15 protein-coding genes, 1 tRNA gene and 1 pseudogene are annotated in these 14,345 nt (G+C 66.7%); 6 read left to right on the forward strand and 11 right to left on the reverse strand.

The genetic code is table 11. The features are described from left to right. Positions 1–457, forward strand: a 457-nt coding sequence (locus tag NKF06_RS03910; RefSeq protein ID WP_253244580.1) for a transcription initiation factor IIB family protein, incomplete at its 5' end; no start/stop codon positions are given. A gap of 98 nt (positions 458–555) precedes the next feature. Next, a complete protein-coding gene (locus NKF06_RS03915) occupies positions 556–735 on the forward strand; it encodes a hypothetical protein (protein WP_004976607.1) in 180 nt (59 codons plus the stop codon). A 58-nt stretch (positions 736–793) separates the two neighbouring features. Here NKF06_RS03915 and NKF06_RS03920 read toward each other — a convergent pair whose 3' ends face one another. Further along, positions 794–1,201 carry a translation initiation factor IF-2 subunit beta gene (locus NKF06_RS03920; protein ID WP_058827783.1) on the reverse strand — a complete coding sequence of 136 codons (408 nt, stop codon included), beginning with the start codon at positions 1,199–1,201 and terminating at the stop codon, positions 794–796. 267 nt (positions 1,202–1,468) lie between these two features. Between NKF06_RS03920 and NKF06_RS03925 the strand changes: the two genes are divergently transcribed. Beyond that, positions 1,469–1,705 carry a UPF0058 family protein gene (locus tag NKF06_RS03925; RefSeq protein WP_008093660.1) on the forward strand — a complete coding sequence of 79 codons (237 nt, stop codon included), beginning with the start codon at positions 1,469–1,471 and terminating at the stop codon, positions 1,703–1,705. A 210-nt stretch (positions 1,706–1,915) separates the two neighbouring features. Here NKF06_RS03925 and NKF06_RS03930 read toward each other — a convergent pair. The 4 genes and pseudogenes from NKF06_RS03930 to malQ all read right to left on the reverse strand — a co-directional run bounded on the left by NKF06_RS03930 (position 1,916) and on the right by malQ (position 5,946). Further along, positions 1,916–2,354 (reverse strand): annotated as a pseudogene (locus tag NKF06_RS03930) (DUF555 domain-containing protein). Between the two features lie 62 nt (positions 2,355–2,416). Beyond that, a complete protein-coding gene (locus NKF06_RS03935; RefSeq protein WP_253244581.1) occupies positions 2,417–3,331 on the reverse strand; it encodes a DNA glycosylase in 915 nt (304 codons plus the stop codon). A 113-nt stretch (positions 3,332–3,444) separates the two neighbouring features. Next, on the reverse strand, positions 3,445–4,389 hold the full coding sequence (locus NKF06_RS03940; RefSeq protein ID WP_058827780.1) for a mechanosensitive ion channel domain-containing protein: 945 nt from the start codon (positions 4,387–4,389) through the stop codon (positions 3,445–3,447). A 66-nt stretch (positions 4,390–4,455) separates the two neighbouring features. Continuing rightward, positions 4,456–5,946 carry a 4-alpha-glucanotransferase gene (gene malQ / locus NKF06_RS03945; protein WP_253244582.1) on the reverse strand — a complete coding sequence of 497 codons (1,491 nt, stop codon included), beginning with the start codon at positions 5,944–5,946 and terminating at the stop codon, positions 4,456–4,458. 205 nt (positions 5,947–6,151) lie between these two features. On the opposite strand from malQ, the gene thrS reads away from it, so the two are divergent. After that, positions 6,152–8,083 carry a threonine--tRNA ligase gene (gene thrS / locus NKF06_RS03950; protein WP_058827778.1) on the forward strand — a complete coding sequence of 644 codons (1,932 nt, stop codon included), beginning with the start codon at positions 6,152–6,154 and terminating at the stop codon, positions 8,081–8,083. Between the two features lie 15 nt (positions 8,084–8,098). Here thrS and NKF06_RS03955 read toward each other — a convergent pair whose 3' ends face one another. The 4 genes from NKF06_RS03955 to NKF06_RS03970 form a co-directional block, all read right to left on the reverse strand. After that, complete coding sequence (locus NKF06_RS03955) at positions 8,099–9,535, reverse strand: alpha/beta hydrolase family protein (protein ID WP_253244583.1); 1,437 nt, start codon at positions 9,533–9,535, stop codon at positions 8,099–8,101. A 116-nt stretch (positions 9,536–9,651) separates the two neighbouring features. Continuing rightward, a complete protein-coding gene (locus NKF06_RS03960) occupies positions 9,652–9,924 on the reverse strand; it encodes a hypothetical protein (protein ID WP_157575465.1) in 273 nt (90 codons plus the stop codon). Between the two features lie 190 nt (positions 9,925–10,114). Further along, positions 10,115–10,612, reverse strand: coding sequence for a pyridoxamine 5'-phosphate oxidase family protein (locus NKF06_RS03965; protein WP_253244584.1), 498 nt, complete (start codon positions 10,610–10,612; stop codon positions 10,115–10,117). 38 nt (positions 10,613–10,650) lie between these two features. Next, positions 10,651–11,958 (reverse strand): MFS transporter, encoded by a 1,308-nt coding sequence (locus tag NKF06_RS03970; RefSeq protein WP_253244585.1) that lies wholly within the window; start codon positions 11,956–11,958, stop codon positions 10,651–10,653. 119 nt (positions 11,959–12,077) lie between these two features. On the opposite strand from NKF06_RS03970, the gene NKF06_RS03975 reads away from it, so the two are divergent. After that, positions 12,078–12,329: a hypothetical protein gene (locus NKF06_RS03975; RefSeq protein WP_042664781.1), complete on the forward strand. Its 252-nt coding sequence runs from the start codon at positions 12,078–12,080 to the stop codon at positions 12,327–12,329. A gap of 2 nt (positions 12,330–12,331) precedes the next feature. On the opposite strand, the gene NKF06_RS03980 is transcribed toward NKF06_RS03975, so the two are convergent. Further along, complete coding sequence (locus tag NKF06_RS03980; RefSeq protein WP_058827773.1) at positions 12,332–12,562, reverse strand: hypothetical protein; 231 nt, start codon at positions 12,560–12,562, stop codon at positions 12,332–12,334. A 118-nt stretch (positions 12,563–12,680) separates the two neighbouring features. Then, positions 12,681–12,754: transfer RNA gene (locus tag NKF06_RS03985), tRNA-Lys, on the reverse strand. Positions 12,755–12,886: 132 nt separating this feature from the next. Between NKF06_RS03985 and NKF06_RS03990 the strand changes: the two genes are divergently transcribed. Next, on the forward strand, positions 12,887–14,344 hold the full coding sequence (locus tag NKF06_RS03990) for a DHH family phosphoesterase (protein WP_042664775.1): 1,458 nt from the start codon (positions 12,887–12,889) through the stop codon (positions 14,342–14,344). Position 14,345: the final 1 nt, after the last annotated feature.

The following is a 14,345-nucleotide window of genomic DNA, read 5'->3' on the forward strand; positions in this document are numbered from 1 at the left end:
CCCCGGCCGTTCCATCGAGGGCGTCGCCACGGCGGCGCTGTACGCGTCGGCCCGGATGGCGGGCACTCCCCGTTCGCTCGACGAACTGGAGAAGGTCTCGCGCGTCGATAAGATGGAGCTCACCCGGACGTACCGCTATGTCGTTCGCGAGCTGAAGCTCGAAATCAAGCCCGCCGACCCCGAGCAGTACGTCCCGCGGTTCGCCAGCGAACTCGGCCTCTCCGACGAGTCGAAGATGCGCGCGCGCCAGCTCCTGAAGAACGCCAAGGAGAAGGGCGTCCACTCCGGCAAGTCGCCGGTCGGCCTCGCCGCCGCCGCCGTCTACGCCGCCGCCCTCCTCACCAACGAGAAGGTGACCCAAAGCGAGGTCTCGACGGTCGCGGATATCTCCGAGGTCACCATCCGCAACCGCTACAAGGAGCTGCTCGAAGTCCAAGACGGTACCCTGTTCGCGTAAGCGCTCGGTGGGCTCGGTGGCCCCGGTGGCCCGCACTTTTTCTCGGCCGTGCCAGACCGTAACAACATTTATCCGCATCCCCGGAGCATATACGGGGTATGGTTGAAGCGTTCGTCCGGCTCTTGTGCCCCGAATGTGGAAAGGACTGGGAGACGAATCCGACCGACCTCCCCGCTCACCGCGACAACTACTCGTGTCAGGGATGCGGTGCGACGCGGCGCACGGCCGAGTTCATGCGGACGGAGCGCGACCTCCAGACGCTCAAACAGTTCGAGTAGCGAGGAGTGAGAGAGGAACCGCCTCCGGTACGGAGCGGCCTCGCGGGACGTTTGCTTTTTAGATGTCGGGAATCGCCGAGAGCGCGCCGCACGCGTCGCACTTCAACACCTCGGCACCCTGTTCGGTGACGAGTTTCGTGTCCGGGGACCCGCACTCGCTACACAGCACGAACGACTCGACGTACTCGTCGAGCGCGTCGGCGATGCGGCGCTGGCGGAACTCGCCGGTGAAGCGCGCGCGACTTCTGTCGTCGATTTGGGCGCTCGTCCCCAACTCCGTCTGGAAGAACTTCAGAACGTGCGCCGCCTCGCGTGCGAGGCGGTCGTGGGTCGCCGCGAAGTTCTCGTAGACCGTGACGTTCCCCTCCTGGCGGACCGTTGGTTCCGGGACGCTGAAGCGGTCGTCGCCTTCCGCGACGTCCGGTGACTCCGAGAGCGCGCGGTCCAGTTGGTCGTCGTAGTCCATGCGCGACAGTACGCGCACGCCGGGGTAAAATTCTCACGACCCCCGGCGCGCGCGACCGGCGCTCGGCGCGCGCCCTACATAGCTATATAAACCACTCGTGAGATTCCGCCGATGCTCGCTATCGAGGGGGCGAAACAACAAACGAATTGAAAACAGTCGGACACGAAATTTCCCCTGAGACCCCCATAATCGGCGGTTTAAGGGAGTCGGATGCTAACGTGACTCAAGATAATACTATATCCCTCCGGTCTCAAGCCGTGGTTGCTCATGAAGAAGCAGGAACTCATCCACCTGCACGGTCTGCTCGCAGAAGTCCACACCCAGATTGAGGCCTGGGAGGACGAGGAAATCAGTCTTGTCGAGTACAACGAACTCGGCGTACGACCGACATCCATCCACAAGTCCAAGACGGACCACAAAGCAGCCGTGTTTAAACTGGCGAAAGGTATCACCGGAGCGATGCACGAGGCCGAACCAGAGCCGCTCGCACCGCAAGCCGACTGAACCGAGAAAAGAAACGCGTTCTCCTCTACACGACCCTACACCCGAGAGCGACCGCGCCGTTCTCTCGCGCGACGACACTCCCGAGTGACCGCTGTGCCGAGCTACTTGGAATTGGATGAGTTCCACGCGCGAGTAGAAGCAACAACAGCGGTCGGGCGGGACCAGGCGACGCGACAACGAGATGCGACGACGCAAGGCGCGACGACGGCCTCAGCGGTCGTCGACGAGGTCGTCGAAGTCGACGAGCGTGTCGTCGTCGGAAGCGCCGGTCTCGGTACGGGTGTCGCCCTCGCCGTCCGTCTCGACCGAGTCGTCGTCGACCCGTTCGACCGACAGCACCTTCAGCGGGATGTTTTCGAGGCGTTGACCGATCTCCTTGCGGGCGATGCGCGAGGCGTGTTCCTCCTGTTCGACGTTGAAGACGGTCATCTCCAGTTCGAGGGCGACGAGCGCTTCGTCCGCGGCGATGAACGCGGGGGGGGAGTTCCTCGCCCTCGGGCGAGGCGCGGGTACCCATGCTAATCTCGACGTACTTCAGGTCGGGATTGAGCATCTCTCCGGTCTTCGAGATAGCGATGCGAATCGCCTCGTCTACGGTTTCCACGTCGTACACCGGGACCGCGGCCTCGACGACGACTCTGCAGTCCATGGTTACGATGAGGTTGTGTGCCGAAGGGTATCAACCTTCTTGCCACGCCGTCTCGTGCCCGCTCATTCCCCGCCGGAACGGAGGTAGTGAAAGACGTACGTCTGGGTGTAGCCGGCGTAGCGACCCCCGAGGCGCTCGCGGATGGCCCGCGAGGTGTCGGCGTAGTTCCCCCGGTCGCAGTCGGGGTAGTGTTCCTCGATGGCCGACCGAATCCACGTATCGAGCGGGACGGCTTCGAGGTAGTCGAGCGAGAACAAGAGGACGCAGTCCGCGACCTTGTCGCCGACGCCGACGAACGTCGTCAGGAAGTCGCGGGCGTCCTCGTAGTCGCGGCCGCGGGCCTCGTCGGGCGTCGCCTCGCCCGTGGCGACCATCTCGGCCGTCCGCTGGACGTAGGGCGCGCGGTAGCCGAGGCTGAGGTCGCGCAGTTCGTCTTCGGTGGCCTCGGCCAGTCGCTCGGGCGTCGGGTACGCGAAGAACGTCTCGCCGTCGAACTCGACGCGCTCGCCGAAGGTCTCTCTGAGCCGCGACTGCATCCCGAAGATGCGCGAGACGCGCATCTGCGCCGAGCAGATGAACGAGACGAGACAGCCGAACGGCGGGTCACGGACGAGCCGCATCCCCGGGTACGCCTCGTAGGCCCGCCGGACGAGCGGTTCGTCGGGCATCTCCGAGACGATGGCGCCGAGGTCGTCGTCGAGGCGGAGCAGGTGGGTGAGAAGCGGGACGGCGTCGAGGTTGGACTCCCACTCCAGCGCGCCGTCGGTCTGGCGGACCCTGACGACGGCCGATTCGTCGGAGACGCCGTCGAGCGGCGGGACGACCGTCTGGTACCACGCGTCGCCGCCGTAGGCCGCATCGCGCTCGTACATCCGGCCGTCGGGGCGATCCCAGAGGTACGACTGGCCGCTCTCCAGCGTCGATTGGAGGTCGAACGCTCCGTCGAGGCTCGCGAGGTCGATGACACCCGTCTCCATCGCTTCGACGTTGGGCGCGGGGGATTTGCGGGTTTCGATGCCGGCGGACGAGACGAGGCGGTGACGAGCGGGACGGCGACGAACGAGGCGCGCAACGTCGGCCCGCGTCGCGCTCAGCGGTTGCGGCTCACCGGGAAGCTGACGCGGTCGGGGTGGTCGCCCAGTCGGTCGAGAATGCGCTCGTACAGCCGGTTTTTGACGCGCTGGGCGCGGGTCGGAGGGACGAGCACGCGGAGTCGGAAGACGACCCACGACTCCTCCTGTGCGACGTTGACGGTCGGGCCGCCGGCCACGTCGAGGTCCAGCGGCGACTCGGCGAGCCTGGCCCGGTAGCGTTTCATCGCGGCGTCCATGTCGTCGCCGAGTTCCTCGTCGGCCACGTCCAAGAGGAGTTGGCGGACGAACGGGAGGTCCGTCTCGTAGGACACCTGCACCGGCACCTCCGTCCAGACGCGGTCGAACAGCGCGCCGTAGTTGACGACCTCAGAGGAGAGGACGAGCGAGTTCGGGACGGTGACGGTCCGACCGGACGGCTGGTTCGACGCGAGGGTGCCGCCGGTCTCCCAGAGCGTCGTGACGAGGAAGTCGACCTCGGCCACGTCGCCGGAGACCGAGCCGATGTTGACGCGGTCGCCGACCGCGTACGGTCGTTTCACGAGGATGTAGAACCAGCCGATAAAGGAGAGAATCGGCTGTTGGAGCGCGAAGGTGACGGCGAAGCCGATGACGCCGAACGAGACCAACAGGCCGAGCCACTGCTCCGTGAACGCCCCGAGGACGCCGACGAGCGCGACCCCGCCGAGCGTGAGTCGGAGGACGTTCCGAACGTCATGTGCCCGGCGGCGGTCGGCGATACGCTTGACGAAGAACGCGGCGAGAAACCGGTAGACGCCGTAGGCGACGAGCGCGACCGCGGCGGCGGACAGCCCCTTCGAGAGGAGCAGGTCGGCGTTGGGCACGTCGAAATCGGAGAGAGGGGTCGTCGCGCGGACGAGTGCCGAGAGAACCGCGGCGATGAGCCCGGCGGCGAACGCGCCGAGACCGAGGCGGCGAGACATACCGTTGCCGTCGGGTGGGCGACTGAAAAAGGTGTAGTCGAACCGAGGCGAGGGTCGGCGGCGGCCTCAGTTGCGGATGTGGAGGTCGGTGAGGTTCGCGAGGCGGTCGGCGACGCCGTCGTCGAGGCCCTCGCGGGTGACGCGCCACTCCCAGTTACCGGTCTGCGTGCCGGGGGTGTTGAAGCGGGCGTCGGAGCCGAGGCCGAGGAGGTCCTGCGTCGTCGTGAACGCGATGACGGACGCGGAGTTCCAGACGGCGTCGATGATAGACCAGTGAATCTCCGAGCCGTCCGCGCCGATGTTGTAGTGGAGGCAGTCGCGGGTGCGGTCGTCGAGGTCGCGGTAGTAGCCGACGAACGTGTCGGTGTCGTGGGTCGAGGTGTAGGCGACGGAGTTCTCCGGGTAGTGCATCGGCTGGTACATGTCGCCCTCGCGGCACCAGTCGGCGTACTGCGGAACGCGCATGCCGGGGAAGGCGAACCGGTCGCGGAGGTCGACGAGCGACGCGTCGAGGAAGCCGAGGTCCTCGACGATGAAGGGGAGATCGCCCAGTTCGCGCTCGACCGTCTCGAAGAAGTCGTGGCCGGGCGCGTCGCGCCACTCGCCGTCGCCGGGATCGTCGGAGTCGGCGTCGATGGCCCAGAACTCGTCGAAGCCCTTGAAGTGGTCGATGCGGGTCACGTCCACGAGGTCGAACAGGCGGCGGAGGCGGTCGAGCCACCAGCCGTAGTCGTCCTCGCGGAGCGTCTCCCAGTCGTACAGCGGGTTGCCCCAGCGCTGGCCGGAGTCGTCCGGGTTCGGCGGGACGCCGGCGACGACGGCGGGTTCGTTCGATTCGGTGAGGTCGAACGCCTCGGGGGCCGCCCACACGTCGGCGCTGTCGAGCGCGACGTAGATGGGGAGGTCGCCGACGAGGGTGACGCCCTTCTCGTCGGCGTAGTCGGCGAGGGCGCGCCACTGCTCGTCGAAGCAGAACTGGACGAACTCGCGGTAGCGAATCTCGTCGGCGCGCGACTCGCGGGCGTCGGCGAGCGCGTCGGGGTCGCGGGTCTTCAACTCGGTCGGCCAGTCAATCCACGCCCGCTGGAACTCGTCTTTCAGGGTGGCGAACAGCGCGTAGTCGTCGAGCCACCCGGCCTCGCGCTCGCGGAAAGCGTCGAAGGCGGCACGGTCGTCCTCGGTGGCCTCGGCCTCGAAGCGGTCGAAGGCGGTGCGAAGCCGCGAGCGCTTGTACTCGCCGACGCGCTCGTAGTCGACCGCGTGGGGGTCGAAGTCGGGGACAGGTTCGAGGTCGGCGTCGATGAGCCACCCGCGCTGTACGAGGTCGGTGAGGTCGATGAGAAGCGGATTGCCCGCGAACGAGGAGGTCGATTGGTACGGCGAGTTCGCCATGGCGGGTTCGGTCGGCCCGAGGGGGCAGAACTGCCACATCGACTGTTCGGCGTCGGCGAGGAAGTCCACGAAGGCGCGCGCGCCGTCGCCGAGGTCGCCGATGCCGTGGGGCCCCGGGACCGAGGTGACGTGCATGAACACCCCGCTCTGTCGAGAAAGTCGCATACCCACAGGGTCCGCGGGCGACCCAATTGGTACTTTGGGTCGAAACAGCGGGCCGACGAGGAGACCGCGAGCGTGGGGACGGGGTTCGACTCACGCCGCCCGCCGCCGCAGTTGTGCTAGCAAATCGCACGAAACCGGCCGCGAGCGGGCGTTGCTCGCGCCCGTCTCAACAACACTTATTCTCCCCCGTCCGTTCCGTGCGCGTATGAGTGATATCGCTGTCATCCTCCCCGACGGGACGGAACTCTCCGTCGAGGAGGGTGCGACGGTGCGAGACGCCGCGTTCGCAATTGGCCCCGGCCTCGGCAAGGACACCGTCGCCGGCGTCGTCGATGGCGAGCTCGTGGACAAGGAGACGCCGCTCCACGACGGCGCGGACCTCGTCATCGTCACCGACCAGTCCGACGAGTATCTGGACGTGCTCCGCCACTCGGCGGCCCACGTCTTCGCGCAGGCCCTCCAGCGGCTCCACCCCGAGGCCAAGCTAACCATCGGCCCGTGGACGGACGACGGCTTCTACTACGACGTGACGAGCGTCGACCTCGAACAGGAGGACCTCGAAGCCATCGAAGACGAGATGCGCGACATCATCGAGGAGGACCTCGACATCGAGCGCGTCCTCGTCGACCGCGAAGAGGCCTTGGAGAAGTACGCCGACAACCCCTACAAGCGCGACATCCTCGAAGACGAGGCCGCCGGCGACGACGAGCTCTCGTTCTACCAGCAGGGCGAGTTCGAGGACCTCTGTAAGGGCCCGCACGTCGAATCGACGGGCGAAATCGGCGCGGTCAAGCTCCTGAACATCTCCGCGGCCTACTGGCGCGGCGACGAGGAGAACGACACGCTGACGCGGGTGTACGGCACGGCGTTCGAGTCCGAGTCCGACCTCGAAGAGTTCCTCGACATGCGCGAGGAGGCCAAGGAGCGCGACCACCGGAAGCTCGGACAGGAGCTGAACCTGTTCGCCATCGACGAGACGACGGGGCCGGGCCTGCCGCTGTACCAGCCCAACGGCAAGCGCATCCTCGACGAGCTCGCGGACTACGCGAAACAGCTCAACCTCGACGCGGGCTACGACCCCGTCGAGACGCCCCACCTGTTCCGGACGGAACTGTGGAAGAAGTCGGGCCACTACGAGAACTACGTGGACGACATGTTCCTCCTCGACGTGAACGACGAGGAGTACGGCCTGAAGCCGATGAACTGCCCCGGTCACGCGACCATCTTCGACCAGCAGTCGTGGTCCTACCGCGACCTGCCGGTGCGCTACTTCGAGGACGGGAAGGTCTACCGGAAGGAACAGCGCGGCGAGCTGTCGGGCCTCTCGCGTGTCTGGTCCTTTACCATCGACGACGGCCACCTGTTCGTCCGCCCCGACCAGATCGAAGACGAGATCAACCTCATCATCGACAACATCCTGACGGTGTTCGACACGTTCGGGCTGGACGCCGAAGTCGCGCTCGCGACGCGCCCCGAGAAGTCCGTCGGCAGCGACGAAATCTGGGAGCAGGCGGAGACGCAACTCCGCGCGGTGCTCGACGACAGCGGCATCGACTACGGCATCGAGGCCGGCGACGGCGCGTTCTACGGGCCGAAAATCGACTTCGCGTTCAAGGACGCCCTCGGTCGCAAGTGGGACGGCCCGACGGTCCAACTCGACTTCAACATGCCCGACCGCTTCGACCTCACCTACACGGGCGAGGACAACGAGGACCACCAGCCGGTGATGATTCACCGCGCGCTCTACGGCAGCTACGAGCGCTTCTTCATGGTCCTCATCGAGCACTTCAACGGCAAGTTCCCGTTCTGGCTCGCGCCCGAGCAGGTCCGCATCCTGCCCATCTCGGACGACCAGATGGGGTACGCGAAGAAGCTCCAGTACGAACTCGGCGACTTCCGCGTCGACATCGAGGACCGCTCGTGGACGCTCGGCCGGAAGATTCGCGAGGCTCAGACCGACCGCGTCCCGTACATGGTCATCGTCGGCGGCGACGAGGAAGAAGACGGAACCATCTCCGTCCGCGACCGCAAGGAACGCGAGGCGAAGGACGTGAGCGTCGAGGCGTTCCGCGACCACCTCCAGAGCGAATACGACGAAAAGCGCCCGGAGCCCGACTTCCTCGCCGACGAGGAGTGAGAGCCCCCGGCCGACTCAGGCGGTAACTGATTTTCTGTTCCGGCGGTTCCGCGCCGCCGCGTCCAACTCTCGCCGGACCGTCGTTCGGAACGACTCGTCTCTGATGAGGTTCGCGAGCACGCCGAAATGTCCGCAGTCCCACTCGCGGCGGTTCGGCCTCGGGACGCCCCACTCGTCGAGGAGCGCGCGGGCCGTGGACGCGGGAGCCATCTCGTCGCGAGTCCCGACGAACGGGAAGACGCGTTCGGGCGCGAGACACGGGTCTTTCGGCGGGTTCAACAGCGGTGCGAACTCGTGGAGCGCCTCGCCGGTCCAGCCGGCCGCGTCGAGCGCGTCGTCGATGTCGAGCAGTCTCGTGAGTCCCCCCGAGAGGAGCGTCTGGTCGATTGCGCCGGGCATCCCCACGGGGAACAGCAGGTCGGGGCGCATGGATTCCGGCCAGTCGCCGCACCGCCCGCCGACGTGGAGCGCGATGGCGCCCCCGAGGCTGACGCCGCCGACCCCGACGACAGGCGCGCCCTCGGTCCGCGCCCAGTCGATGAGGACGGCGGTCTCCAGCGCGGCCGCCGAGTAGAGCGTGAACAGGCCGACGGGCGCGCGGGCGATGTAGGGTTCACCGCTGTACCGACCGAGTAGCTCGCGACGGCCGTGCCACGGCGCGTCGGGGAGGATGACCCGATAGCCCTCGGGGGCGAGCGCGCGGGCGACGTACTCCTCTTCGGGCCAGTAGGTGAGTTGGTCGTCGAACATCCCCCACCCGGAGTGGAAGACGAGCGTCGGCAGGTCGTCGGCAGCGTCGACGGGTTCGTACACCCGCGCGGTCGCCCGGTCGCTGAGGTGCGGCGACGGTGAGCGGAAGCGAAGCAGATACTCGACGGTTCCCGGCCCGCGGACGGTCGCGGAGCGCTCGACCCGGGGGAACTCCTCGGCCGCGCTGGACTCGGCGAAGCCGTACAGTCGCTCCGGTTCGGCGAGTTCGTGGTGCCAGCGGGTCCGCGCGTCCTCGGGCGAAGGAATCTCGAACTTCACCGGCGGCACGAGGTGTTCCTTCGGGAGGAAGCCGAAGATGTCGGTCGGTTTGGCCCGCCGTTCCGACACCTCGCGGCGCTCGCGCTCGACGGCGACGCGCTCGTCGCGCTCGTCGTCGTCGCCCCAGAAGACGCTGTCCCAGCGCTCCATCGTTTCGTCGTACGCGCCGCGGAGGCGGGCGTACTGCGCGAGGGCGCGTTCAATTCGGTCGTGGAGGTGTGGCGCAGGCGGCGCGCCGACCTCTCGGAGGTACGCTTCCGGACCCTCTGAGAGCGCCACGTCGGCCGCGGCGCGAGCGCGGACGACACCGAACTCGCGGGGAAGCGAGCGGGTTTTGAACGCCTCGAACGGGCGCGAGGTCAACAATCGGCCGGCGGGCGAGGTGAGCAACCGGTGTACCGCCGGGGTTTCGAGGTGGTCCATGCCGTGTGATACGAGTGACAGGATAATGACCCTAGGCCCGCGTGTCGGAGAATGAGAACGGTCGGGAGGTGACGCCGCCGCTGGCACGACGACTCGGGAGACCGGAAACGGGGCTATCAGAGGTCCCCGTGATATTCTGCCTTCCGCGCCTCCTCTCGCAACGTGCGCGCGTCGTCCTCGTCTGCGCCGGGAGACGCGTCCGGTTCGCGCTCCCCGTTCGACTGCCGAAGGGCCAACGCCCACCCAGCGGTGTAGACGACTGCGGCGACCACGAGACCGACGCCGAGGCCGTACGCGTACCCCGAAACGGCGAACGCGAGAAACGCGATCGAAGGACCGCCGACGAGCGCGTAGCCGAGGTTGTCAGCGACGGTGCTCCGAAGCGACATGAAGCGTCGTTCGGCCGCCGAAGGCCAATAATTTGTGGCTACCGGTTCGGAGAGCAGAACCAGCCACTCGTCGTCGTAAATCAGATACTGCGATACGAAATGCCGTTCCGCGAGGACCGAGTCGTGCGATTCGAAAAGGAAGACAGTCGAGTGAGTCACTGGGAGGGGCGAAACAGAAACGGGGCGGCGCTCAGGCCGAACCGAACCGCCACCGCGTCGCGTCGGCCGGAAAGCCGGACCACGCCAGCACGCGCTCGGGTCGAATCCGAAACACCGGCGTCCCGTGTCGAATCCCGTACTTCGCCTCGTAGGCGTCGTCGATGCGAGCGAGGGTGGCCTCGTCGGCGGTTCCCTCGTCCAGTCGCTCGGCGACGCCTTCGAGGATGACCACGTCGGTCCCGCTTTCGGTGTGGACCGCGAGGCGCGGGTCGCTCGCGAGGTTCCTGACCCATCTGGTTCGCTCGCCGCCGCCGCAGTAGAACGCGCCGTCGACCCAGACGCCCCAGACCGGGCGGGCGTGCGGTCGGCCGTCGGGGCGGGTCGTCGTGACCCAGAACACCTCGTCGTCGGCGAACGCGGTTTCGACGACGCGCCACTCCAGAAGTCCGTCGTCCGACTCGGGAATGCCGTAACTCGCTTCGGTCTCCGGGCGGTCGCGGGTCGTCGCGGGCGGCACGTCGTCGGGCATGGGAGAAAGAGGGGCCGCGAGAGATTAAGCGCGAAGCCCTACCACGTCGTGAGCGCGTCGGTTCCGTGGGACCACGTCAGGGCCGCGAGGAAGGCGAGGACGCCGGTGATGGCCGCCGCGCCGCCAACGAAGAACACCCACTCCATGCCGACTTCGGCCATGAGGTAGCCGCCGAGGAGAGGCGCGACGACGCTGCCGGGCCGCCAGAGGAGTTCGCGGATGCCGAAGCTACTGGCGACGCCCGCGCCACCGGAGCCCTCGTCGGCGAACAGCGCCATACTGGCTGGTTCGCGGAGACTGTCGGCGACGCCGAGCAGACCTGCGAGGCCGACAAGCGGGAGGAAGGCGGGCGAAAGCGGGCCGAGGAAGGGGAACACCGCGGGGAGTGCGAGCGCCTCGCCGACCGCGGGCGAGAAGGGGACGGCGAGCGCGATGAGGCCGTACAGCCCGCCGCCGACGAAGACGAACCGCGCCCGACCGTAGGAATCCGAGATGCGCCCGGTGTACGGCTGGCAGAGCATGTTGGTGAACTTCTCGGCGACGACGGTCGCGGCGACGGCGATGCCGCCGTATTCGAGGCCACCCGAGGCCGCGGAAACCCCGGCGTAGATAGGCACCCACGTCCGGACGAGGGTGACGGCGACGGCGTACTGGACGCGGAACGTCGCCATCGTCAGGATGCGCTCGTTGAGCGCGAGGTCCGTGAACGGAAAGCCGTGGACGCGGGTCTCGTCCGGGGGGAGAAACACCCAGATGGCGACGACGGCGATGGTGAGGAGAATCGTGATAACGATGAAGATGGGCGTGAAGCCGAACAGGTCGTAGAGGATACCGGCGCTGATGCTCCCGAGGATTGAGGCCGCGAAGCGGGCGGCGTTCGCCTTTCCGATGTGGTTCGCACGCGTCCCCTCGCGGGCGAGCTCGCCGACGAGCGCGAGCGACATCAGCCCCGCGCCGGTGACGGCGACGCCTTGTGCGGCCCGCACGAGGATAAACGAGAGACTGGAGTCGACGAGCGGGAACGCGGCGTAGACGACCGCGCCGAGACCGACCGTCCCCGCGAGCACGAGACGTTTGTCGTAGCGGTCGCCGGCCCACGACAAGGGCACGACGGCGACGGTCTGAGCGAGCGTGAAGCCGGTGGTGAACATCCCGATGACGAAGCCGCGAGAGAGGGAGAAGCCGCCGAGCGCGAGTCCGCCGAGCGCGAGTTCGGGGACGACGACCGCACCCGGGTCGAGTTCGTTGATGTACTTCGGGAGGAGCGTGACGAGCGTGATGAACCCGAAACCGCCGGCGAACCGAGTGAGATACAGCGTCCAGAATCTGAGACGGGTGCGGTCCATGGGCTGTGTGCGGCCAACCGGCGAAAAGAAGTTCCGGAACCGGCCGTCGCCGCGAGCGACCTAAAGCCCCATTCGATAACGGCGGTTAGCTTTATCTTTCACGGTGAGTGACATCTACTATGGAACTGGTGGGTGGAGCGATGGCGGCGAGAGGTGTTGAGACGCGCCTCATCAGAGTCGAGCGGGAGATGAACGACCACGGGGCGATGACCGTCCGCGTGGTCGAGACCGGAGAGTTGCGCACCGTGGTGGCGTGTGCGACTTCTGACCTGCGGGAGCGACTCGCCTCGGCGACGAGCGGGTCGGAGTTCCCCCTTCGACTCGCGGCGTCACCCGGCCGCGGGAACTCGTGGGTCGCGCTCGGTCGGTGAAATCAGGAGTCGAACAGGAGCTTCGCGCCGACCGCGAGGGCGCCGAAGAGCGCCACGAGCACCGCGCCCGCGACGACATCGGCCCCGAACAGCACTCCGAAATCCGGGGTGAACGCGGCGATGAACCGGTCGGGGTCGAAGTGCTCCCCGACGCCCGTGGCCAACCCGAAGACGACGGCGACGAGAAGCGTAATGAAGACGAGGACCAGTTCGGTCCTGTCACTCTGGTTCATACTCGGTAGCGTTCGGAGCAGGGTATAAAACACCCGGAGGTGACGAGCGAGTCGGCAGTCCGACACGAACCGCCGAGACGGAGTCCCGACTGCCGGAGTAAGTCTGCGATGAAGGAAATGGGCCGGACGCGATTTGAACACGCGACCGTCTGATTAAGAGTCAGACGCTCTGCCTAACTGAGCTACCGGCCCTTGCAATCTCTCGTAACTGCCGGTAGGTAAAATGACTTTCCTTTCTGTACGACGACGGCAGGGACGCACACGCACGAAACAACGAACAAACGGTGGGTGTTAAGTGGCGGCCGACCGGAGTAGCGGGCAACGATGAGTGCAGGGGTCAGCATTTCCTCGATGTCTACGTACGCGATACTCGGCTGCGGGAGCGTCGGGCACGCGGTCGCCGAGGAACTGACAGACGAGGGAAAAGACGTCCTCATCCTCGACAAGGACGAAAGCCGCGTCGAAGCCCTGCGCGACCAAGACTTGAACGCGCAGACGACGGATATCACCGACCCGGAACTCGCCGACGCCGTCACCGGCCGCGACGTGATTCTCATCCTCTCGTCGGACGTCGAGGCCAACAAGGCCGCCGTCTCGACCATCCGCGACCGCGGCGAAGATCAGTTCATCGTCGTCCGCGCGTCGGACCCCGTCTCCGAGGACGAACTGACGAAACTGGGAGCCGACGTGGTCATCAACCCCTCCGAGGTCATCGCCGACTCCGCGCTTCGGAGCGTCGAGTCCGGCGAGCTCGAATACAAGGCCCGCCAACTGGCCGACCTCCTGCGCGACACTGACCACGGGATGGCCATCCTCACCCACGACAACCCCGACCCCGACTCGCTCGCGTCGGCGGTCGCCCTCCAAGCTATCGCCCGCGAGTACGACGTCGAAGCCGACATCCTCTACTCGGGCGACATGGGCCACCAGGAGAACCGGGCGTTCGTGAACATCCTCGGCATCGAGCTCACCCCACGGAGCGACTCGAAACCGCTCGAAGAGTACGGCGCGGTCGCGCTCGTCGACCACATGAAGTCGGGGATGCCCGACCTCGGCGACGCCGACATCACGGTGTTCATCGACCACTTCGAGCCCGACGAGGGTATCGACGCCCGCTTTACCGACGTGCGGCCGAACGTCTCTTCGACCTCGACGATTCTCACGAAGTACATCCAAGAGTTCGACCTCAGCCCATCACAGGCGGTGGCAACGGCGCTTCTCTACGGCATCCGCGCCGAGACACTCGACTTCAAGCGCGACACGACGCCCGCGGACCTGACGGCCGCGGCGTATCTCTACCCCTTCGCCGACCACGACACGCTCGAAAAGGTCGAGTCGCCGTCGATGTCGCCGGAGACGCTGGACGTGCTCGCCGAGGCCATCCAGAACCGCGACGTGCAGGGCTCGCACCTCGTCTCGAACGCGGGGTTCATCCGCGACCGCGACGCGCTGACGCAGGCGGCCCAGCACCTCCTGAATCTGGAGGGAATCACCACGACGGCCGTCTTCGGCATCGCTGACGATACCATCTACCTCGCGGCGCGGTCGAAGGACATCCGCATGAACATCGGGAAGATTCTGAGCGACGCCTTCACCGGCATCGGCGAGGCCGGCGGCCACTCCACGCAGGGGTCCGTCGAGATTCCGCTCGGCATCTTCACGGGCATCGAGTCCAACGACGACAACCGCGACACGCTCCTCCAACTCACCGAGGAAGCGGTAAAGCGCAAGCTCTTCCGTGCGATGGGCGTGGAGGGCGGCGAGAGCGGAAACGGAAGCTAAA

The organism is Haloferax sp. AB510, from assembly GCF_024136985.1.
Lineage (GTDB): Archaea > Halobacteriota > Halobacteria > Halobacteriales > Haloferacaceae > Haloferax.